The 22,016-nt window shown below is 66.1% G+C and carries 22 protein-coding genes; 12 read left to right on the forward strand and 10 right to left on the reverse strand.

Annotation, left to right across the window (positions count from 1 at the left end; all coding sequences use genetic code 11):
- Positions 1-3: 3 nt before the first annotated feature.
- The 7 genes from C2868_RS11600 to C2868_RS11625 all read right to left on the reverse strand — a co-directional run bounded on the left by C2868_RS11600 (position 4) and on the right by C2868_RS11625 (position 7,106).
- The gene (locus C2868_RS11600) at positions 4-1,701 is read right to left on the reverse strand and encodes an iron ABC transporter permease (protein WP_157814004.1); all 1,698 of its coding nucleotides are present in this window, start codon (positions 1,699-1,701) and stop codon (positions 4-6) included.
- 86 nt (positions 1,702-1,787) lie between these two features.
- A complete protein-coding gene (locus C2868_RS11605; RefSeq protein WP_081766413.1) occupies positions 1,788-2,915 on the reverse strand; it encodes an ABC transporter substrate-binding protein in 1,128 nt (375 codons plus the stop codon).
- Between the two features lie 46 nt (positions 2,916-2,961).
- Positions 2,962-3,099 (reverse strand): hypothetical protein, encoded by a 138-nt coding sequence (locus C2868_RS17455; protein ID WP_181003457.1) that lies wholly within the window; start codon positions 3,097-3,099, stop codon positions 2,962-2,964.
- Positions 3,100-3,211: 112 nt separating this feature from the next.
- Positions 3,212-4,497, reverse strand: a protein-coding gene (locus tag C2868_RS11610; protein ID WP_103663393.1) for an IS3 family transposase whose coding sequence is annotated in 2 segments (ribosomal slippage) — positions 3,212-4,224 and positions 4,224-4,497 — 1,287 coding nt in all. Because the reading frame shifts where the segments join, the coding sequence is not laid out codon by codon here.
- Between the two features lie 34 nt (positions 4,498-4,531).
- Positions 4,532-5,458 (reverse strand): ABC transporter substrate-binding protein, encoded by a 927-nt coding sequence (locus tag C2868_RS11615; protein WP_181003458.1) that lies wholly within the window; start codon positions 5,456-5,458, stop codon positions 4,532-4,534.
- Between the two features lie 46 nt (positions 5,459-5,504).
- Positions 5,505-6,365 (reverse strand): ABC transporter substrate-binding protein, encoded by an 861-nt coding sequence (locus tag C2868_RS11620; protein ID WP_036300533.1) that lies wholly within the window; start codon positions 6,363-6,365, stop codon positions 5,505-5,507.
- 417 nt (positions 6,366-6,782) lie between these two features.
- Positions 6,783-7,106: a helix-turn-helix transcriptional regulator gene (locus C2868_RS11625; protein ID WP_100813230.1), complete on the reverse strand. Its 324-nt coding sequence runs from the start codon at positions 7,104-7,106 to the stop codon at positions 6,783-6,785.
- A gap of 384 nt (positions 7,107-7,490) precedes the next feature.
- On the opposite strand from C2868_RS11625, the gene C2868_RS11630 reads away from it, so the two are divergent.
- From C2868_RS11630 to C2868_RS11655, 6 genes are read left to right on the forward strand one after another with little or no spacing between them, the layout of a single operon-like run.
- Positions 7,491-8,222, forward strand: a complete 732-nt coding sequence (locus C2868_RS11630; protein WP_036300535.1) for a hypothetical protein — start codon at positions 7,491-7,493, stop codon at positions 8,220-8,222.
- 13 nt (positions 8,223-8,235) lie between these two features.
- Positions 8,236-8,835, forward strand: a complete 600-nt coding sequence (locus C2868_RS11635) for a M23 family metallopeptidase (RefSeq protein WP_181003459.1) — start codon at positions 8,236-8,238, stop codon at positions 8,833-8,835.
- A 24-nt stretch (positions 8,836-8,859) separates the two neighbouring features.
- Complete coding sequence (locus C2868_RS11640) at positions 8,860-9,156, forward strand: hypothetical protein (protein WP_036300536.1); 297 nt, start codon at positions 8,860-8,862, stop codon at positions 9,154-9,156.
- The gene (locus tag C2868_RS11645; RefSeq protein ID WP_036300537.1) at positions 9,156-10,607 is read left to right on the forward strand and encodes a hypothetical protein; all 1,452 of its coding nucleotides are present in this window, start codon (positions 9,156-9,158) and stop codon (positions 10,605-10,607) included. Before C2868_RS11640 ends, C2868_RS11645 begins: the two co-directional genes overlap by 1 nt.
- Positions 10,604-12,097 carry an SCO6880 family protein gene (locus tag C2868_RS11650; protein WP_036300538.1) on the forward strand — a complete coding sequence of 498 codons (1,494 nt, stop codon included), beginning with the start codon at positions 10,604-10,606 and terminating at the stop codon, positions 12,095-12,097. Before C2868_RS11645 ends, C2868_RS11650 begins: the two co-directional genes overlap by 4 nt.
- The gene (locus tag C2868_RS11655; protein WP_146048053.1) at positions 12,097-13,596 is read left to right on the forward strand and encodes a hypothetical protein; all 1,500 of its coding nucleotides are present in this window, start codon (positions 12,097-12,099) and stop codon (positions 13,594-13,596) included. Before C2868_RS11650 ends, C2868_RS11655 begins: the two co-directional genes overlap by 1 nt.
- On the opposite strand, the gene C2868_RS11660 is transcribed toward C2868_RS11655, so the two are convergent.
- A protein-coding gene (locus C2868_RS11660; protein WP_103663393.1) for an IS3 family transposase occupies positions 13,560-14,845 on the reverse strand; the annotation gives its coding sequence in 2 pieces (ribosomal slippage) (positions 13,560-14,572 and positions 14,572-14,845; 1,287 coding nt in all). The genes C2868_RS11655 and C2868_RS11660 overlap by 37 nt on opposite strands.
- On the opposite strand from C2868_RS11660, the gene C2868_RS11665 reads away from it, so the two are divergent.
- The 6 genes from C2868_RS11665 to C2868_RS11690 are packed head-to-tail and all read left to right on the forward strand — an operon-like array spanning position 14,786 to position 19,549.
- Positions 14,786-15,076, forward strand: a complete 291-nt coding sequence (locus C2868_RS11665; RefSeq protein WP_103663394.1) for a hypothetical protein — start codon at positions 14,786-14,788, stop codon at positions 15,074-15,076. The two genes, C2868_RS11660 and C2868_RS11665, sit on opposite strands and share 60 nt — an antisense overlap.
- A gap of 2 nt (positions 15,077-15,078) precedes the next feature.
- A complete protein-coding gene (locus C2868_RS11670) occupies positions 15,079-16,368 on the forward strand; it encodes a ParA family protein (RefSeq protein WP_036300576.1) in 1,290 nt (429 codons plus the stop codon).
- Between the two features lie 15 nt (positions 16,369-16,383).
- On the forward strand, positions 16,384-18,198 hold the full coding sequence (locus tag C2868_RS11675; protein WP_103663395.1) for a type IV secretory system conjugative DNA transfer family protein: 1,815 nt from the start codon (positions 16,384-16,386) through the stop codon (positions 18,196-18,198).
- Positions 18,195-18,590 carry an HNH endonuclease signature motif containing protein gene (locus tag C2868_RS11680; RefSeq protein WP_036300578.1) on the forward strand — a complete coding sequence of 132 codons (396 nt, stop codon included), beginning with the start codon at positions 18,195-18,197 and terminating at the stop codon, positions 18,588-18,590. The genes C2868_RS11675 and C2868_RS11680 overlap by 4 nt, the downstream gene beginning before the upstream one ends.
- The gene (locus tag C2868_RS11685) at positions 18,587-19,063 is read left to right on the forward strand and encodes a hypothetical protein (protein ID WP_051513879.1); all 477 of its coding nucleotides are present in this window, start codon (positions 18,587-18,589) and stop codon (positions 19,061-19,063) included. Before C2868_RS11680 ends, C2868_RS11685 begins: the two co-directional genes overlap by 4 nt.
- A 39-nt stretch (positions 19,064-19,102) precedes the next feature.
- Positions 19,103-19,549, forward strand: a complete 447-nt coding sequence (locus tag C2868_RS11690) for a single-stranded DNA-binding protein (protein WP_069696852.1) — start codon at positions 19,103-19,105, stop codon at positions 19,547-19,549.
- A 299-nt stretch (positions 19,550-19,848) separates the two neighbouring features.
- Here C2868_RS11690 and lpdA read toward each other — a convergent pair whose 3' ends face one another.
- A complete protein-coding gene (gene lpdA, locus C2868_RS11695) occupies positions 19,849-21,246 on the reverse strand; it encodes a dihydrolipoyl dehydrogenase (protein ID WP_056216905.1) in 1,398 nt (465 codons plus the stop codon).
- A 64-nt stretch (positions 21,247-21,310) separates the two neighbouring features.
- Positions 21,311-22,015, reverse strand: coding sequence for an SDR family NAD(P)-dependent oxidoreductase (locus tag C2868_RS11700; RefSeq protein WP_036300211.1), 705 nt, complete (start codon positions 22,013-22,015; stop codon positions 21,311-21,313).
- Between the last annotated feature and the right edge of the window lies 1 nt (position 22,016).

Raw genomic sequence — 22,016 nt, forward strand, 5'->3', positions numbered from 1 at the left:
TGTTCACAGTTGGGAGGAGGTGAGTCGGACGCGGAAGACATATCTCGCCAGGATCAATCCGGCAAGCATCACGAGCGACATCAACAGGCCGACTACTGCGGCCTGATTGAGCGAGCCGTTCTCGACGTAGTTCCAGGCGAGCACGGACAGTGGCTGGGAGCGGGGACCGGCAACGATCACCGCCTCGTTCACCTCCCGCGACGAGAAGATGAACAGGAGCACCCATGCCGACATCAGCGACGGGGCAACGAGCGGCATGGTGACCGTGGTAATCGCGCGGAACTTGCTCGCGCCGGACATGCGCGCGGCTTCTTCCAGGGACCCATCGACTTGCATCAAGCCGGTGGCTGCGAATCGCGTCGCCTGCGGCATATACGTGGCGACCAGGGTAATTATCAGCAGTGCCAACGTCGCATACAGCGGCGTGCGCACGTAGAGCCAAATGATGCCTGTTGCGAACACGATTCCCGGAACCGCCATTGGGAAGTTCGAGATGTAGTCGATGATCGTGGCGATGCGTCCGCGTTCGCGCACGGTGATATAGGCGACACCAAGGCCGATCAGCACTGCCACAGTGGGTGCGAGCAGTGCGATCCACACGGTATTGAGCAAGGCGCTGGTCACATCCGGGGAGGTGACGACCGTCCAGAGACTGTCGAGCGAGAACTGCATCTTGCGGAAGTCTGTGATCGTGTAGGGCGACAACGAAATGAGGATGATCGCCGCGTACGGCAGCACCGCCGCCAGGAATCCGTAGAGCGCGACGAGGATCGTGACTGGCCAGCGTGCCCAGCCCAGCTTCACGACGCGCGGACGCGTGGCCTTTCCACCGACCGTGACGAACCGGGCGCTGTTGCGAATAGAGCGGCGATAGAAGTAGATGCCGGCCAGGGTGAACCAGAAGATAAGCGTACCGATCGCGGCTGCCGCGGGCGGATCAGATGGAAAGACCGTCATCTTGCGGTAGACCTGCACGGCGAGCGGTGAGAAGCCCGTGTCAAGGCCGAGGGCGGCGGGGATCGCGAAGATCCCGGTCGCGAAGACAGCGATCATGAAGAACGCGGCCGTCAGTGAGGGGCGGACGATCGGGAGTGTGACCTTCATCGCAGTCGCGACGATGCCGCGGCCGTTCATGTAAGACGCCTCTTCGAGACCCGGATCCATGTTCTTCAGCGACGCCGAGATGAGCATGTAGGTGTAGGGCAGGAAGTACAGCAGCATCACGAAGATCACGCCCGGCACTGTGCCGATGTCGATGAATGTCGCGTCGGTGCCGAAGATCCAGCGCAGGTTCACGTTGATGATGCCCGAGCGCGGCGCGCCGAGCATGTTCCAGGCGACTGCGCCGATGAAGGGCGAGATGAACAACGGAACGATCACGCCGAGTTCGAGAACTGCTCGAAGCCGCACGTCGGTGCGCGCGAGTATCCAGGCCGCCAACGCACCGAAGACCACCGCCAGTACTGCGACGCTGAGCGCCATCAGGAGTGTGCCGATGAGAGAGCCGAGGTACGCCGTGGTCCCGTAGACCTCCATGATCGCCCGAAGCGAGAACGTGGTGCCGGGAAGGCCGGGCGCCGCGCTTTGGAAGGCGCCGAAAAACACCATCGCTACGGGCACGAGGATCAGGCCGCCGAGCAGGATCAGGATGACGACCGCGAACGGGCTCGGCCCGCGCTTAGTCGCTTTCCGACGCGTCACCGCCTCCGCTGTAGTCTTCCTCGTCGGCGGGTCGGGATCCCCGTTTCGTCCGCTGCTGGTGGCCGGGGCGGGGGCATTGATGGTCGTCATCCGGTGTATCCAAACATTTCATTCCAGCGATCGAAGTAGTCGCCATCTGCACTGATCGCCGCGAGGAACTCGGGATCGGTGCCGAAGTCGAACCAGGTGTCGTCGCCCGCCGGCTGGTACCAGTCCAGGTCGGTGAACTCACGTCCGTCAGTCGCCTCGGCATTGATCGGGGCGGTTTGCGACAGCTTCGACCAGAGCGAGTTCGCGTCGGGCTCTGCGGCCCACTCGAGGAACAGCCGCGCGGCGTTCGGGTGCGGGGCGTCTGCGACGATTCCGGTGAGTGCGCTCGATCCGGTCGCTGGCGTCGCGTAGGCGAACTGCAGCGGAGCGCCGTTCTGGACGATCTGAGCTGCCGGGATCGAGTCGACGATCGGGAAGGCGAAGTCGATCTCGCCCTGGATGACGTTCTGCACCAGCGTGAGGTTGTCCGCGATCATCGCTGTGTTGTCGGCGATGTCCTCAAGGCCGTCCCAACCCACATCGGCGGCGGCGGCGCCGTCGCTGTAGAGGTACCAGAACGCCCCGACACCTTGGGACACCTGCGGCTGAACGACGCCAACCCGACCGGCGAACCGTGGGTCAGTCATGGCCTTGACGGGGTCCTTCAAGATCAACTCGACCTCGTCCTCAGTCACGTTGTCGGGATTGTAGGTGACGGTTTGCTGGGTAGAGCTCTGCAGGGCCCAGTAGTAGCCCGGGTCGCCGAGATCTTTCGACAGGAGGTCGCTGTTCTGGGGCGTGTACTGCGCGATCCAACCGTTCTCCCGCGCATCCGCCATCGTGGCTGCGTCAACCACGCCGAACACATCGGCGATCGCCTGCCCGGCCGACTGCTCTTGCGCGAACTGCTGATAGAGCGGTGCAGCGGTGTTACGCAGAATCGTCACCGGGATGCCGTACTCCTTGGTGAAGCCGTCACTCCAACCCCGCAGAACCGACTCGGTCGAGTCCGCGTACAAAGTAAGACTGCCCTCGGCCTGTGCTGCCGCCGTTAGCGCCTCGAGGTTGAAGGCGCTCCCACTCTCGGTAGGTGCTGTGACCGTTGTGGGCACGGCCGACGAACACGCAGCCAGGCCTGTCGCTGCGACTATGAGCAGCGTTGCGTACACGCCTTTCGTGCGCATCACAGCTCCGTTCCGATGTTCATCGCGTGTTCGCCGACCGTCACATTCATCCGGAGTATCCGAAGGTCTCGTTCCACTTCGGGAAGTAGGAGCCGTCGGCCTTCATCGCCGTCAGGAACGCTTCGTCGCTGCCGAAGTCGAACCACGTGTCATCTCCGGCCGGCGCATACCATGCCTCATTCACGATCTTGCGAGAATCAGTCGCTTTCACGTTGGTCGGAGCGGACTGCGAGATCGTCGAGTAGAACGCGTTCGTCTCGGGGAGAGGATGAAGCGCTCCAGGTTTTGTGCCGCTCCTATGCGGGTTGCGGCTCTCGGTTGAGGGTCGCGTAATGGGCTTGCTCGAACTCGGCGGGTGGGACGTAGCCGAGGCTCGAGTGAAGCCTACGAGTGTTGTACCAGTTGACCCAGCCGGCGGTCGCGAATTCGACGTCTGCGATGGTCCGATACGGCCCGTCGTGGAACACGGTCGTGCGGATGCACTCGGCCTTGTAGAGCCCGTTGATCGTCTCCATCAGCGCGTTATCGAACGCGTCGCCGACGGACCCGATCGAGGGTGCGATGCCATCGAGCGCCAGCTTCTCGGTGTAGGCCAGCGAGACGTATTGAGACCCGGCGTCCGAATGTGCCCGCAGCTGCTCGGGCTGGACCGGGTGCCCATCACGCGCTCGTTCCCAGAGGGCCATGCGCAGCGGGATCATCACCAGCTCGACGTGCTTGGTGGTCTGTGCGTGCCAGGCCACGATGCGTTGCGAGTAGACATCGACGATGAAGGCGACGTAGACCCAGCCCGCCCAGGTGCGGCAATAGGTGAAGTCCATCACCCAGGTGTGATCCGGCCGGGGCGCGGTGAAGTCGCGGTTCAGCAGGTCGCCGGCACGGACCCCGTCCTTGGCGGGGATCGTAGTGCGGGTGCCCTTGTCGCGACGGATTCCCGACAGCCCGAGCGAGCGCATGGCCCGGTCGACCGCGCCTCGCGACGCGCCGGGGATCGACGTGCGGCGGATCAGCGCGGTCATCTTCCGCCGCCCGTAGAGGCCCTCGGGAGTCAGCACGCGACGCATCGTCCCGTTGCGTTCGACAATGGTCCATGCCGCGGCGCGGACAGCGTCCTGGACCTGCGCGTCCGTGATCGTCCGCACTGCGACGATGCCTTGCCGGTGGGCTCGGTAGGTGCGCGCGGCGATCTTCACGCCCTGCGCTTGCAGGACCCGGATGATCGACTCGACCGCGTGACCTTCGGCTCTCATCGTGTCAATGAAGCCCAGCATCAACGGTTGCGGGGGTCGAGTTCCCCCGCGAAGAAAGTCGTCGCAGCTCTCAGGATCGCGACATCCTCCCGCAGACGACTGTTCTCGGCCTTGAGCCGCTTGATCTCGGCATGCTCGACGCTGGTGATCCCGTCGCGGGTGCCGTCGTCGATATCGGCTTGCAGCACCCACCGGCGCACCGACTCGTGGCCCACGCCGACCTGGCGGGCAACGGCCGCTGACGCGGCCGTCAACGAGGGATACTCCGAACGATGCTCACGCACCAGCCGGACAGCGCGCTCACGCAGGGCAGGATCGATCTTCTTCGGCATGACATACATCCTTCCAACTCAAAAGGATGCGGCATCAAACCTGGGGCGCTTCAGCAGCCCACTCCAAGAACAGACGTGCTGCGTTCGGGTGGGGCGCATTCTGCACGACGGCCACACCATCGGTCTGACCGATGGTCGGTGTCGCATAGACGTACTCGAGCGGGGCACCGTTGTTGGCGATCTGCGACGAGATGAAGGAGTCGACCATCGGCACCGCGATATCGATCTCGCCCTGAATCATGTTCTGGCCCAGGGTCAGGGTGTCGGAGATCATGCCGACGTTCTTGGCGATGCCCTCCATACCATCCCAGCCGAAACCCTTCGCTGCACCGTCCGTGTACAGGTACCAGAACGCCTGGACGCCCGAGGAGATCTGCGGGTTGACGACACCGACGCGGCCCGCGAAGATCGGGTCGGTCAGCGCGTCAAGTCCCTTCTCCTGAATGAGTTCGATCTCATCGTCTGAAAGGCTGTCGGCGTTGTACGCGATCGTCTGGGCGTTGCCGTTCTGGACCGGATAGTAGTACCCCGCCCGGCTCTCGGACTCGGGATACTGATCCGCATACTGAGGTGTGTACTCCGCGATCCAGCCATTCTCGATGCCCTGGTCCAGTGCAACATGGTCGACGATACTGATGACGTCGGCCTGTTGCTGCCCAGCCGATGCTTCCTGGGCGAACTGCTGAAACAGCGGGCCTGGAGTGTTGCGCACGATGAACACCTGGATGCCGTACTCCTCGGTGAACTTGTCGGCCCACCCTCGGAGGCTGGCCTCGGAGGCATCACCGTAGATCGTGAGGCTGCCCTCGGCCTTGGCCGCTGCCGTCAGGGTCGCCAAATCGAACGCGTCGCCCGACGATGAGCTCACCGGTGTTGCAGGCCCCGACGAGCATGCCGCGAGGCCGATCGCGGCCGCGGTGAGGATCGCTGCGCATAGGACCCTACGTGTTCTGGTACTCATCAATGTTCCTTCGCTTCGGTCGTGGTCATGGTGTGGTCGCGTGTGCTCATCCTGAGTAGCCGAACGTCTCGTTCCACTTCGGGAAGTACCAGCCATCGGCTGTCATGGCCTCGAGGAATTCGGGATCCGAACCGAAGTCGCTCCAGACGTCGTCCGTCTTCGGCGAGAACCAGGGCTCGTCGAGGTAGGTACGAGGGTCCTCGACGTCGCTGCGCATCGGGGCGTTGTTCGCACCCACCGCCCACGCGCTGACACCGTCGGCGGAGGCGGCCCATTCAGAGAACAGCCGCGCGGCGTTCGGGTGGGGCGCGTTCTCGACGACCGCAAGAGCGGACATGACCGCGACAGTCGGGTCTGGGTAGACGAAGCCGAGCGGGGCGCCGCTGCCGGTAATCAGCGAGATCACGTAGCTGTCGGCGAGCGGCAGCCCGAAGTCGACTTCACCTTGGATGACGTTCTGCGCGATCGTCACGGTATCCGAGATGGCGCCAGTATTGGCCGCGATGCCGCCCAGACCATCCCAGCCGAAGTCTTCGGCCGCAGGACCATCCGAGTAGAGGTACCAGTACGCCTGCAGCTGCTGGCCAGCCTGAGGGGCGACCACGCCGACACGATCGGTGAGGCCCTTGCTCTCGAGGAAGCCCATCGGGTCGGCCTGGAGCTTTTCGACCTCTTCAGGCGTGACCTTGTCTGTGTTGTATGCGATGACCGGCGAGGTGACGCTCTGGACGGCGTAGTAGTAGCCCGCGCGTGCGTATTCCGCCGGAAGGGCGTCCGCCTCCTGGGGTGTGTACTCGGCGATCCAGCCATTGTCGACCGCCTGGTCGAGAGCCGAGTGATCGAGAATGCTGAGGACGTCAGCCTGGGCTTGCCCAGCCGATTCCTCCTGCGCGAACTGCAGTCTCATAGTCAGATCCCCAAGCCGCCGCATGGCGAAGGCGCAGCTGACTCACACTCAGACCCGTAGAAGGACACCATCAACGACCAGGAGGGCCGCATGGCATCGACCCGAGCGCGTGGCAATCGACGTGACTTGGCGCATGCGTAGCTACCCGACGGACGGTGTCGCGGTCGCGGTCGCTGCGACGACACGGTCTCACGTGGCTCAAGCCCGATGCCCCCGCAGGGTTGACGCTTGCGGCGGTTGTGTTTCGCCGATTGATCTCAATCGACCAGCACGTCCGCCGCCGCCGCCTTCGGATCCGAATCGACAAGCCCCCGATCGCCCCGCTTCGCACAACGCGGCGCTGTCCTGGCACGCTATCTCGTCGCGATCCCCAAGAGCGCCCAGATCTCCGGAAGGTGCGAACCGGCGAGCGGCCGCTCAGAACTCGCCGATCGCCATTCCCAACCGGAGGTAGAGGTCGGTGACGGCCTCGTCGTTCACGCGGTACTTGATCCAGATCCCTCTCCGGGACTGCCCCTCTACCGGGGGTGGGTCGGCGATGACGAGGCCGGCCGCTGCGAGCTCGTCGAGGATCGGCTTGATCGTCGACGCACCAAGTTCAAGTGCGTCGCAGATGGGGCCGGCGGTGACGTCCGGGTTCGATCGCAGGTATCGCAGGACCGCTGCTTTGACGAGGCTCCCGAGAAGCGCGATCGGCTCCTCGGAACCCTCGGAACCCGCTGGCTGAGCGATACGAGGCATGAGGTCCATTCTGCTGCACCGACCGTGCACACGTCCAGCAAACAATACGACTTAGGGGTTTACTCGAAGACAACACTGCTATACCGTGTGGTCATGGTCGGGTTGAGCAAGCCACAGGCACCGCGGTCGAACGCGGCGCTCGCAGCCTTGTCCCCCAAACTTCCTACAGACGACTCGCTCATTCACGGCCTAAAATTCGCTCACCCAACTCGGCTCTGTCGCGAGGTGTCCACACGCACGCATTTGTGCCGAGTTGTCCACAACCTTGGGTCGGTTCCTTTTCCGTGCTGCCCCCGGATGCGTAAGATGCCGCCACGGCGACCGTCGCTCGAGCCGTTCTCCCCGTGCACGGTGGCCATCCTGCAAGATCAGGAGGGCTGACCAATGACGACAAATCAGGCTTCAGGGCGGCGCGGACTCGCGTGGGCGATCATCGGCGGCCTCGTCCTGATCGCCGGAATTGTCGCGATCATCGTCAGCTCCACCCTCTCCTCCCCATCCCCTACCGGTAGCCCCGGCGGAAACTCGAATACTCCGAGCCCGGGTGGAACGGAATCAGCGGGCGGTGAGTTCGTGGATCCTGCGGTCTCTGAGCGTGGATGGGTACCGGAGCCGATCACAACTGACCCCGAGACCTATATCCCGGCCGCGCTCGAAGCGGCTTCCACGTTCGACACCACATTGAGCACCCGCGAAGAATGGTTGGACTACCTCGACAGCTGGTTCACGCCAGACACCCGCTACACGTCGGAAGCCGACCAACAGTCATCGGTAGACGACGCGCAGGTCGAGTTGCGGACGGGTGTTGTCCTTCCTCAGGAGGAGTGGGACTCGCTCGCCCGCGAGGATGGCCGCGTCGTAGCGAAGACGAGTGGGGACGTCATCTACGTTGCCGTCAGCGATGACGCATCCGGTGACATGTCGATCGGCACTTCGGACGTGACGTTGACGTTCACCCGGTCAGATGGCGACGGAGGGGAGACGGCGTACGAGGAACCGGTGCGGGTGAGCGTCCAGGTGCTCTGCGGGCCGGCATCGGTGCCGACACTCGAGTCGGCGCAACAGGCTGGGGATTGCAAGGTGGTCCGCTACTTCACGGAGCCGTTGGAGCTCTGACATGGGAGCCCCGATGGTCGCCGCCGCAGCCCTCAACACGAGGACTGGCCGGAAGATCCTGATCGGGGCGAGCCTCGCTGCCCTCCTAGCGGTCGCGTTCCTGCTGACGCCGCTGATCGCCGTCCCGTTCGCCGTCGCGGGCAGCATCGTCAGCACCACCTCGGCTGGGTCCGGTGCCGCTCCAGCGGTCAGCGGCGAGTGGGGATTTCCGCTCGCCGGGGACTACTCCAAAGGTCGCGGGTTCGGGTACAACCCGGTGCAGGGATGCAGCTACTGCTCCACGGATCATCAGGGCTACGACATGGCCCAAGGCTGTGGAGCCACCGTCTACGCCGCCGGGCCCGGCGAAGTGATCACTGCCGGCTCCTATCAGGGCTACGGCAACGCGGTCCGCATCGACCACGGCGGCGAGATCGTCACCCTCTACGGCCACATGCAGTGGGACTCGCTGCGCGTCACCGTCGGGCAGGCGGTCACCGCCGGTACCCCGCTGGGCGCGGAAGGCAACACGGGGAAGTCGTTCGGCTGCCATCTGCATTTCGAAGTCCGGGATTCCGGAACTCCGGTAGCCCCGGAGCCGTTCATGGCCGCCCGCGGCCTCCCCCTGATGTAGGCCACCGAGCAAGGGAGCACGATCATGTCCAGGCGCACCACTCCCGGGAATGTCGACATCCCCGACATCCAACCCGACTTCTCGGCCCCGTTCTTCCAAGGCTTCCAAGTCATCGCGTCCTACATCCTGGCCGGGGCGATGCTGGTCGTGCTGATCATGTTGATCATCGCCGGCGCTGCCCTCGCATTCCGCGGGTTGGCATCGGACCGGGTCCGCACCTGGGCAGGCGAGAACATCCTCTGGATCTTCATCGCCGCCGCCGTGCTTGGCGCCGCATCCGGTCTATTCGCCTGGTTCGTGAACTTCGACTTCGGTTTCTGATGAACCTGTCGCGCGTTCTCCGTCTCGGCATCGTCGTGGGCATCGCGCTGACCGTGGGATCCGGCACCGCCGCGCAAGCGATGACGACGCATGCCCCCAGCCCTGTGCGGATGGAGGTCGTTGGCGGAGAACCGTGGTCGGCTCCCGCCTATCCCGTCGACTGCCAGATCGCCAGCGGACAAGTCACCTGCACACCGACCGATCCAGGAAACGTCACACCTCAGCAGTGCTTCATAGGCGTCTCTCTGGGCGGCGAAAAGGCGACGGTCTGCACGACCTACGAGGGGCACGCGCGGGCGATCCAATCCGACGGAGGCAAGGCGCTCACTGTGAAGTACGGGTGCAGCCTTGGCGATGCCGTCTGCGTCACGTTCGAGAATGCCGGTCGCGGGATGGCGTTGGCGGCGACCGGGATGATGTTCCTCGTCGCGGAGAACATGCGCTTCGATACCAGCAGCCTGTTGTGGACGGCGGCGGTCGATCAGTGGTCGTTCTGGCAGTGGGCGATCCTCATCATCACGTTCGGGGCGATGGTGTGGGCCATCGCCGCCGCGGTCGTCTCGGGCGACCGGGCCGAACTGGTCGGAGCGTTGGTGCGGTCCTTCATCGCGATCCCCGCAGTCGCGATCACGCTGTGGCTGACCGGACATCTGTTGAACGCGGTCGATGAGATGACCTGGTACATCCTCAACGGCGAGGGCCCCGCCAGCATGTACTCGACGTTGCAGTCGGTGATGTGGGCGGGCGGACAGGCGAACTACTTCTTCGCGTTCCTCATCCACTTCCTCCTTATGCTCGGGATGCTGCTGCTCATGCTGGTGTTCGCGTTCCGCAACATCGTGCTGGCCGCGCTGATCATGGTCGGTCCGGTTGCATGGATGCTGTTCCCGGTCCGCGGCATCGGACCGCAATGGGTGGTCCGGTATGTATCCGCGGTGATCGTACTGCTGCTGACGGGGCCGCTCACGATCGGGTTCGTGACCCTCATCATCAACGGCCTCGCCGGGGTGAAGACGATCTGGAACCCGCAGTCCTGGCCGCTGCTGGTCGGGCTCGTGTTGGTGGCGTTCGCGCCGTTCGCGATCTTCGGACTGTTCAGCTTCGCCGGTGCGGTCGCCGCCGACGGTGTCGGGTCCCGTCTCGGCTCGCACGGCGGGCGGATGGCCACCGGCGCCGCCCGCTCCGCTGCACAGATCCCCACCCGCCTGGGCGGGCTACCCTCCGGTGTGCGCCCGGCCGGCAGCTCGTCCGCATCCACCGGCCCCTCTCCGAGGTCCGCCTCGACACGCTCGACGTCGGCGGATTCGCCGCGCGGTGCGCTCTCTCCCGCCCAGACCCGCACCGCCCCGTCGAGCGGTCCTGGGTCGAGCGGTAGTGCCGGGAAGCCCGCGCCGTCACGTCCGCCGGCGACGTCGCCGCAACCTCCGACCACGGATGGGAGATCGTTATGACCGCCACACCCGAGTACGCGCGCCCTGTCCGGTTGCCGCGCCGGTCACGGCAAGGCGTCGTGATGGGCATGGACCCCTGGCAACTCGCCTTCCTCGCCACGGCGGCGCTGATCCTGCTGGTGTTCGTGAACAGGTTCGGCCCGCTGGGGCTGTTGTATGGGGCGCCGCTGTATCTCGGGTTCGGCGTGACCGCGCTCACCAGCATCCACGGGGTCTCTACCCCGCGGATGGCCGGGCTGTGGCTGATGAAGCAAGTCCGGCACGCCGGCGGCGCCACCACGCACACGTTCCGCCCCGAACGGCCACGCCTGGCCGGGACGCTGAACCTTCCCGGTACGCGGGCCTCGATCCAGCTGTGGGACACCGGCCAGGCCGGCGCCGTCTACAACCCCCACGACCGGTCCGTGTCCGTGATCGCAGAGCTCGAGGTGCAGGGGTTTTTGATGCATGACCTGCCGGAACGGTTCGACCTGGCCGAGCAGTTCGACCGGGTCCTGGGCCCGTTCACGCAACGCCCGGGGGTGAAGCGAGTGACGTTGCAGGAACGCACCTTGCCGACCACGATCCGCGCCGCCCGGGAACACTACGACACCGTCCGCCGCGTCCAAGACCTCAACCCGGACTCCCCGGTCGCGCACAACTATCAGGATGTGATGGACCGGTCCGAACGGTTCGAGGTCGCCCACCGCAACTACCTGATCCTCACCCTCGACCTGGTCGTCCTCGGCTCACAGCTGAAGGCGCTCGGCGGTGGCCAGGACGCGATTCTCGCCCTGGCGCAGATCGAAGCCGGCAACCTCGCCGACGCCCTGACGGCGGCGAAGATCACCGTGCGCCGCTGGCTGACCCCGCGCGACGTCGCCGCTCTGGGGCGGCTCGCGTTCGACCCGGAGTTCGCGGCGGTCGTGCAGAACCGTCCCGATGCCCTGACCGGGGTGGACCCGGTGGCGATTGGGCCGATGTATCTGGACGAACCCGCGCACCGCAACGGGATTGTCGTCACCGACTCGGGCGTGCACACCACCCTGTGGGTGCACGAATGGCCGCGATCGGACTCGCCCGTCGGGTTCCTCGCCCCGATCGTGTTCGCCCGGCACCCGAACACCGGGGAGGCGATCACCCACATCCTGTCCATCGTGCTGACGCCGGTGCCGGTGTCGAAGGCGTTGAAGCGGATCCGGGAGGAGAAGAAGGTATGGCGGGGCAACGAGTCGCTGCGGGCGAAGCGGGGCGCGGACGGGTCGGCAGCGGACGCCGCGGACTGGCGCGCGCTGGAGCAGCAGGAGCAGGAGATCGCGAACGGGCACGGCGAGTTCCACTACGGCGCCTACCTCACCATCACCGCGCCCGACGAGGAACGCCTCGACCAGGCCTTGGCCGGGATGCGCAACGCGCTGTCTCGTGCCGGGATGGAGGCGCAGGTCTTGTACTGCCAGCAGGCCGAAGCGTTGATGGTGAACGCGCTGCCGATCGGGTTGGGGATGAAGTGATGGCCCGCCACACCGCCACCTTCACCCCCGCCGACCTCACCCGCCGGCAAAAGAAGGAACTGCGCCGCCAGATCGCCCAAGGGGCACCGCCCGAGAGGCCAGCACGGTCGTCGAGGAAAGACCGTTCTCTCCCGGAGGCGGCGGTGCCCGGTCCGTTCGGGCCGGGGCTGGTGCAGGGCGGGTACTGGAATCTCGCGAAAGCGGTCATCCCGGCCCATCAGGCCACCTCGCAGCACATCGCCGGGATCTACCCGTTCGTAGCCGACTCCGGGCTCGGTCACCGGGGCCCGATCCTGGGGGTGGATTTGAACGCGGACGCGCTGTGGCATTTCTCCCCGTGGGAGGCGTATGTCGACTCCACCGAACGCGGCACCTTCTCCACCAACATCCTCGTGCTCGGTGCGTACCGGGGTGGGAAATCCGCCACCGTGAAAACCCTCGTGACCCGGTCGATCGCGTTCGGGCACCAGGTCGTAGTCCCCTCCGATCCGAAAGGCGAATGGGTGGCCGTGGCCGAAGCCATCCCCGGTGGGCGGGTGATCCGCCTCGGCGGCGGCACCGGTACCCGCCTCAACCCGCTCGACCGCGGACCCCGCCGGACGGACACGACCGATGAGCAGCACGAGCAGATGGTCAAGCAGCGCCGCATCGGCACCCTGATCGCCCTCATCGAAATGACCCTCGGGTCTCGGCTGACCGCGGTCGAGCATGCCGCAATCCTCGACGCCCTCGACCGGTGTATCGAACACACCGGCGACCAGCCGACGCTGCGCGGCGTCTACGAGCAACTCGGGCATCTCGCCGCGGACACGGATGCCGCCTTCCACGCCGCGGACGGCGCCATCCAACCCCGGTTCGTGCTGCGCAGGTTCGTCGAGGGCGATCTATCCGGCCTGTTCGAAGACGCCTCTACCGTCACATTCGACCAGGACGCCCCCATCGTGGTCACCGACACCAGCGAACTGTTCGCCCGCGGCGACCTGGCCGCGCAACTGACCCAGGTGTGCTCCACCGCGTGGATCCAAGCCGTCATCAGCGACCGAGCCGCCCACCGCACCCGCTACGTGGTGCGTGAAGAAGGATGGCGGGACATGACCTCGCTGGCATCCCTGCAGATGTTCCAACAGTGGCTCAAACTCAGCAGGCATTACGGGATCAGCAACATCGTGATCCTGCACAAGATGGGCGACCTGGACGCGGTCGGCGACGCCGACTCCCTACAACGATCCCTCGCCTACTCGATCGTCGGGGACATCGAAAACAAGTTCATCTTCCGCGTCAACCACCAAGAACAAACCGCCCTCCGCACTCGGCTGAACCTGCCCGCCCCGCACGTGGAGATGGCCCGGCTGCTGCGTAAAGGCGAGTTCCTCGCCTACGTCGGCCAGTACTCCTACCTGGTGGACTGCTTCGCCACCTCCACCCCGTGGGAGTATGAAGCGCTCCAGGTTTTGTGCCGCTCCTATGCGGGTTGCGGCTCTCGGTTGAGGGTCGCGTAATGGGCTTGCTCGAACTCGGCGGGTGGGACGTAGCCGAGGCTCGAGTGAAGCCTACGAGTGTTGTACCAGTTGACCCAGCCGGCGGTCGCGAATTCGACGTCTGCGATGGTCCGATACGGCCCGTCGTGGAACACGGTCGTGCGGATGCACTCGGCCTTGTAGAGCCCGTTGATCGTCTCCATCAGCGCGTTATCGAACGCGTCGCCGACGGACCCGATCGAGGGTGCGATGCCATCGAGCGCCAGCTTCTCGGTGTAGGCCAGCGAGACGTATTGAGACCCGGCGTCCGAATGTGCCCGCAGCTGCTCGGGCTGGACCGGGTGCCCATCACGCGCTCGTTCCCAGAGGGCCATGCGCAGCGGGATCATCACCAGCTCGACGTGCTTGGTGGTCTGTGCGTGCCAGGCCACGATGCGTTGCGAGTAGACATCGACGATGAAGGCGACGTAGACCCAGCCCGCCCAGGTGCGGCAATAGGTGAAGTCCATCACCCAGGTGTGATCCGGCCGGGGCGCGGTGAAGTCGCGGTTCAGCAGGTCGCCGGCACGGACCCCGTCCTTGGCGGGGATCGTAGTGCGGGTGCCCTTGTCGCGACGGATTCCCGACAGCCCGAGCGAGCGCATGGCCCGGTCGACCGCGCCTCGCGACGCGCCGGGGATCGACGTGCGGCGGATCAGCGCGGTCATCTTCCGCCGCCCGTAGAGGCCCTCGGGAGTCAGCACGCGACGCATCGTCCCGTTGCGTTCGACAATGGTCCATGCCGCGGCGCGGACAGCGTCCTGGACCTGCGCGTCCGTGATCGTCCGCACTGCGACGATGCCTTGCCGGTGGGCTCGGTAGGTGCGCGCGGCGATCTTCACGCCCTGCGCTTGCAGGACCCGGATGATCGACTCGACCGCGTGACCTTCGGCTCTCATCGTGTCAATGAAGCCCAGCATCAACGGTTGCGGGGGTCGAGTTCCCCCGCGAAGAAAGTCGTCGCAGCTCTCAGGATCGCGACATCCTCCCGCAGACGACTGTTCTCGGCCTTGAGCCGCTTGATCTCGGCATGCTCGACGCTGGTGATCCCGTCGCGGGTGCCGTCGTCGATATCGGCTTGCAGCACCCACCGGCGCACCGACTCGTGGCCCACGCCGACCTGGCGGGCAACGGCCGCTGACGCGGCCGTCAACGAGGGATACTCCGAACGATGCTCACGCACCAGCCGGACAGCGCGCTCACGCAGGGCAGGATCGATCTTCTTCGGCATGACATACATCCTTCCAACTCAAAAGGATGCGGCATCAAACCTGGGGCGCTTCAGTACGACCTGTTCGCCACCGACGACGCCGTCACCCCCGCCGACCACAACGACGCCGAGCTCCGGCTGATCGACCCCACCACGCTCGACACCTACTGGCCCGGTCCCGACCCCACCCCGGAAACCAGCCTGGACGGGTGGCTCCTCCCCGATACCCGCGACCTCACAGAGGAGCTCTGATCATGAGCACCGTCACCCACCCCCGCACCTATGCGACCGTGACCGGCCCCCACGCCACCTTCGTCACGCTCGACGGGCACACCGAACCGATCACCGCCACCGGGGGCGAAGACATCCGGCACACGATCCTGCGCCGCGCCACCGACGAGGCCCGCCGCACCGGAACCCCGGTCGAACTGGTCACCTCCGGCGACCGCGGCGACCACCACCTCCTCATCGGCACCGATGGGGCCCTCACCCCGGTCACCCCTGTCACCACCGCATCCGACTCCACGAGCAGTTCCGACGACGCCCACAACAGGGGGCAGGGAAAGGAGGTGAGGGAACAGACTCCACGGCCGGATGGCCTCCGCGCAGGACCGCTGCCGGCTGTGGAGTCCCCCACACGCCCCACCTTCCTCACCTCCACCATCGACACTCCCGCCGCTTCTGCCTGGTGGCGGGGCGCGCTCGCCCGCCTCGGAATCACCGTGCGCCCCTCGGCGGCACAGCGCGAGCGGGCCGCGTGGACGGCGACCGTATCGCGGCAGTGGGCGGGATGCCGCACGATCGCCGTCGCGAACGGCAAAGGCGGCGTCGGTAAGACGATGACGTGCGCGATGCTCGCCGCCGTCTACGCAAGGGAAGGCAGCGGGCAGGTCCTCGCCTGGGACAACAACGACACCCGCGGCACCCTCGGCTGGCGCACCGAACAAGGCCTCTACGACACCACCCTCCGCGACCTACTCCCCGCCGCCCCCACCCTCCTCAGCCCGTCCGCAGGAGTGTCCGACATCACCCGGTTCGTGCACCACCAGGCCACCGACCGGTACGACGTCCTCCGCTCCAACCCAGAACTGCTCGCCACCGATCAACGCATCCAAGCGGCCGAGTTCGACTTGCTGATGCAGGTCGCCGCCCGCTACTACCGGCTCGTGATCTTCGACTCCGGCAACGATGAGTCCGCCGAACGGTGGCTGCGGATGATCGACTCCTCCTACCAACTCGTGATCCCCACCCTCGCAACCCCCGAGTCCGCCGAATCCGCCGCCCTCCTCCTGGACGCGCTCCATGGGCGTGACGAGCGTTCCGCGGCACTGGCCGCGAATGCCGTCGTCATCGTCACCCAATCCGAACCTGCTCTGACCGTGGCCCGTCGGATCGCGGACGGGTTCGCCCCGCACGTCCGCGCCGTCCAGATCGTCCCGTTCGATCCCGCCCTCAAAGCCGGGCAACTCCGCTTCGACGCCTTGCACCGGCGCACCCGAGACGCCTGGCTGGGCGCGGCCGCCGCGGCCGCCGAGGCACTCTGAAAGCGAGGGTTGGCCATGTCGCAGGGTGTGCTGGGGAAGACGGTCGCGATCACCATCGCAGGCGGGGTGATCCTGGCCGTCGCGTTCGGGTTCCTCGCCGAGGCGATCACGGGGCGTGTCTGCGGCACCCGCCCCACACCGGGCAACCTGTTTGCCGGCCTCGGGCTGGCGATCACCGGCAACCCGGCCGGGTACGCAATCCCCGCCGGGTGCGTCCTGCCGGTTGAGTGGATTCGAGTCGCCGACGTGGCCGCCGTCCTCCTCGTCGCCGGGCTCGCCGTGTGGCTGGTGAGGGCGGTGCGCCGGTACCGGGAATCGGACCGGGCATTCATCGCGGACCTCCGCACCCGGACCGGATTCGCCAGCACCTCCGAAATCCGCGACCACCTCTCCGCCCGCGCCGTGCTGCGCCGCGCCCAGCAACTCCGCCCCGACCTGGCCCGACCCACGCCCACCGACGTCGGGTGGCGGGTCGGGCGCGCCCGCGGCCAAGACGTATACGTCTCCATCGAAGACTCCGTCGCCCTCGAGGGGCCGCCCCGGTCCGGGAAGGGGTATCGGGTGTTGATCTCGGCGATCGTGGACTGGTCAGGACCACTGATCACCACATCGACCACAAACGACAACCTCACCGCGACGATGCGGATGCGGCAGGCGCGCGGAAACGTGCACGTGTTCGACCCGCAAGGGCTCTCCGGCATCCGTCACCCGCTCCGGGTCTCCCCGATCGTCGGCTGCGAGAACCCCCTGGTAGCGATGCAACGCGGGACCGCGATCATCACCGGCACCGCCCTGGGCGCCTCGACCACAAACGGGGAATGGGCCCAAGCCTCCGGTGTCGTCCTAGGCCGGCTGCTGCACGCCGCCGCCGTCGGCGGGAAGTCGATCGCGGAACTCTACGACTGGGGCACCAGCCCCGCCCAAACGCGAGACGCGGTCGACATCCTCAAAGCCGACGGCACACCCGGGTGGGGAGACAGCCTCGACGCCACCATCAGCGGGGACGAAAAACTCGTCTCCTCCATCTGGTTCGGCGTGCACGGCGCCGTCGCCCCGCTCGCCGTCCCGCAGATCCGCGACACCCTGCTCCCACACCCCGGCGACCCGACGTTCGACCCGCGCGAATTCCTCAACGCCGCGAACACCCTGTACTTGATCGGGTCCTCGTCGGGGGCATCGGCGATGGGCGGATGGCTCAGCGCTCTCCTGGATGACATCGTCGAAGTCGCCCGCACCACGGCGCTCGCCTCCCCCGGCTCCCGCCTGACCCACCCGCTCGGACTCATCCTCGACGAGATCGCGAACATGTTCCGATGGGGGAACCTGCCCCGCATCATGGCCGACGGCGGCGGCCGCGGAATCTGCACCTTCATCGTCCTGCAGGCTCTCTCCCAAGCCGAGACATCCTGGTCCCGGGCGGAGGCCGACACGATCTGGGCCGCCGCGACCGCGAAAGTGCTCCTCGGCGGGGCCAGCCACGTGAACCACCTCCGCGACATCGAATCCCTGCTCGGCACCCGCGACACCCAGCGCACGCTACGGTCCTGGACGACACGGGATGCCGGGCATTCCACCAACGAGCACCACGAACGCCGCCCCCTGATGTCGGTGGATGAGATCCGGCGTCTCCCGCCCAGCACCGGGCTGCTCGCCTACCGCAACCGGCGCAGCGTGCTGCTGGAACTCACCGGGTGGGACGAACGCCGCGACGCCGCCACCATCCAAACCGGCAAACACCAGACCGAGCAAGAGCAACGCGACGTGTTCGAGACACGACGCCCGTCCGCCCCCTCCCGGGCGGATGCAACGGAGGCGGTGATCGACGAATGAGCAACCACCGCAAACCCCCGATCATGAACCTGTACCGGTCCGGGTTCCTCCGCTCCCCGGCCTGGTTCGCCCGCCGGGACCGCTGGTTCACCCAACAGGCAGCGCTCGGGTGGCCACTGGTCTGCGCGGCCTGCGGTCGTCCCGCGTCGAAAAGGCAGCTGCAGTTGCACCACCTTGACTACACCGGGGTGACGATCATCCAGGGGCGGTACAAGGCGCTCGAGGCGCATGAGGACCTCATCCCGTTGCACGCGTACTGCCATGACCTGCTGCACCGCCTCATCGACCGCGACGTGGTCCTCTCCCGCAACCGCACCCGCCGAGACGCCACCCGCCTCGCCCTGGAACGCCTCCGCCCCGCTCTGCAATCCCCTGACGGGAGCCCGTCATGAATGACTACGAAGACCCCATCGATCTGGACGATGCGATCGCCGCGGACCTAACCGAGCTCGAACCCGACATCCGTTACGCCGGCTCCGCCCCGATCGGCGGGCACGTCGTGGACTGGCGCACCCTGACCGATCGGGATGCCCGCACTGAATGGCAGGCGTTGCGGGCGTGGGTGGAATGGTTCACGGTTCGGTATCGGATCTCCGAGTCCGTGGTTCCGCCGTGCTGGTACCAGCACGGGCATCTCGTCGAGGAACTCTCCGCCCTGCACGCCGCGCACACGGCCGCGTTCGACCGGTCCGATACCGGGTTCGGGCCGATCGGGTTCCACGAACGCCTCAGCCTCGCCATCCCCCGACTATCCCGCGCGTACTTCGGAGGATGCGCACGCGGACACGACCCCGCAAAACCCCGCTCCTGGAACACGAACGAGCAGGAATGGGACGCGTGGACCTGCCAGGCCCACGCCCACTGAGACCCCACCCGGGCGTCTCACCAATGAAAGGAAGCAGAGATGACCACCAAGATCCCGGTCACCATCGAGGGGAACCTCACCGGCGACCCCGAACACGGCACCGGCGAATCAGGCAACGAGTATGCCCGCTTCACCGTCGCGGTCAACGACCGGCGCCTCAACGAGACCACGAACCGGTGGGAAGACGCCGGCACCGTGTTCCATCGGGTCGTCGCGTTCAACCAACAGTCCCGGCATATCGCCGACTCGCTCCGCAAAGGCGACAGCGTGATCGTCGCCGGGGACCTGCGGTTCGGGACCTACACCGACAAGGAAACCGGGCAGACCCGCGAAACCCGCGACATCGTCGCGGACAACGTCGGCGCGTCCCTCAAGTTCTCCAGCGTCGAGGTGGACCGCACCCCAAAAGCTGAAAGGCCCGCAGCAGACGCTACGGGCCCGACAGCAGTACCGGCCTCGTACGCCGGCACCGGAGTGATCCGCTGACCTGAACCAACAGGAGCGGGGTGAGAGTCACTGTACTCTCGCCCCGCTCCGCTGCATATCCAACGCTCCCAGCCGTACGCGTGATGTAGATGCCACCCCGACTCGGTCTTGAAGACGTCAAAGACAAGACCTCCCCGACGCAGTCGGCTGCCTGGGGGGCCACCCACACAGCCCGTTGCCGTGCCTCAAGCGGCGGACCAGATTGACTCCCGCAAGCGCATCGGAGTGTCCACCCCCCGCGCCCGCATAGAACGTGCGCTCAGGGATGTCATGCTTTGGCGATGGCTGCCACTCTTCGGTCACATGTTGATCATGTGGCCGGCGAGGCCGTGGAAGGCTTCCTGCACGGCTTCGGACAGCGTCGGGTGCGTGTGCACGTTGCGGGCCGCTTCGAGGGCCGTGAGGTCCCACTTCTGCGCGAGCGTGAGCTCGGGGAGCAGCTCGGAGACGTCGGGGCCGATCAGGTGGCCACCGAGCAGCTCGAGGTGCTCGCCGTCGGCGATGAGCTTGACGAAGCCGATGGGCTCGCCGAGGCCGTTCGCCTTGCCGTTCGCGCTGAACGGGAACTTCGCGACCTTGACGTCGTAGCCGGCGTCGCGCGCCTGCTGCTCGGTGAGTCCGAACGAGGCGACCTGCGGCGAGCAGAACGTCGCGCGGGGCATCATCCGGTAGTCGCCCAGCGTCTGGGTCTCGGCCTTGCCGATGGTCTCGGCGGCCACGACGCCCTGCGCCTCGGCCACGTGGGCGAGCTGCAGCTTGGCCGTGACGTCGCCGATGGCGTAGATGCCGGGGACATTGGTGCGCATGTAGTCGTCGATGTCGATCGCACCGCGGTCGGTGAGCTTCACGCCGGTGTTCTCCAGGCCGAAGCCCTCGACGTTCGCGGCGAAGCCGATCGACATGAGCACCTTGTCGGCCTCGATCGACGCGGGCGCGCCGTCCTTGGGCGTGTAGGTGACGGTGACCTTGTCGCCCGAGTCCACGACGGTCTCGACCTTGGTGGAGGTGAGGATGTCGACGCCGTACTTCTTGTACTGGCGCGCGATCTCCTTGGAGACGTCGACGTCCTCGTTCGGGAGCGCCCGGTCGAGGAACTCGATGATCGTGACCTTGACGCCGTAGTTGACCATGACGAAGGCGAACTCCATGCCGATCGCGCCGGCACCGACGATGACGATCGAGCGCGGCAGCTCGCGCGTGAGGATCTGCTCCTCGTACGTCACGACGTTGTCGCTCAGCGTGACGCCGGGAAGCAGGCGCACCTTGGAGCCGGTCGAGATGATCGCGTTGTCGAAGGTGAGCTGCTCGGTGGAGCCGTCGGCCTTCGCGACGGTGATCGTGTGCGCGTCCACGAACGAACCGCGACCCTCGTACTCGGTCACCTTGTTCTTCTTCATGAGGAAGTGGATGCCCTTGACATGCGTCTCGGCCACCGTGCGGCTGCGGTCCCACGCGGTGCCGAAGTCGAACGTCACGTCACCGGAGATGCCGAACAGCTCGGCCTGGTGGTGGAAGACGTGGGCCAGGTCGGCGTTGCGCAGGAGCGCCTTGGAGGGGATGCACCCGACGTTCAGGCACACACCGCCCCAGTACTTCTCCTCGATGATGGCGACCGAGAGGCCGAGCTGAGCGCTGCGGACGGCTGCGACGTACCCGCCGGGGCCCGCGCCGAGAATGACGACATCGTAATGAGGCATGACCCGTGATTTGCTTCTTTCGACTCTCGAATAGGTTCGTCCTGCCCTGAACAACGGGGGCATGTTAGCCGATGCGCCAGCCACGGTCGACGTTAAGGCTGTGCGCGGAGACACCCCGGTTGAACAGGAGGAACTTCACGGCGTCGATGACGTCGTGAAGTTCTGCGAGCTTCCCACCGGGGGTCCGGCTTTCGTATGCTGCAACCGCTTCAGGTCGCGAAGCCCAGAAGGGGCTGTCGCCGATTATCCCCGGATGGAGAGCGTTGACCCGGATGGGTGCAAGCTCATGCGCCAAGGTGTTCATTAGCCCATCGATGCCGCCATTGACCGTGGACACTGTGGTGGATCCCGGGTACGGTGCGTCCTTGGCGCGGCCCCCAAACAGGACGATACCGGAGTCCACTGACGGCTCGATGCGGTCAACGAGTGTGTGGACGGTTTCGGCGTAGCCAATCAGTTTAAGGGTGATGAGTCTCCTCGCACGAGCGAGGTTGTAGTCACGGATGGTATTCGCATCGCGCTCGATCGCGCTGAGCACGATTCCATTAAGGCGGCCGATGCCGTCCAGTTGCGCAGCGATGCCTTCCGGCTCGGACAGGTCCAGGGCGATTCCGTGCGCCAAGGGGCCGAGCTCGGCCGCGACAGATTCAGCTGTCTGTCTACTTCGGCTGGTCACGATGACACGGTCACCGCTGGCCACGAGGTCCTTTGCTAGTTCCAGCCCAATCCCGCTCGAACTCCCAGCAATGAGCACCGTACGATCAGTCACG

Origin of the sequence: Microbacterium sp. CJ77 (assembly GCF_002911615.1) — a bacterium.
GTDB lineage: Bacteria > Actinomycetota > Actinomycetes > Actinomycetales > Microbacteriaceae > Microbacterium.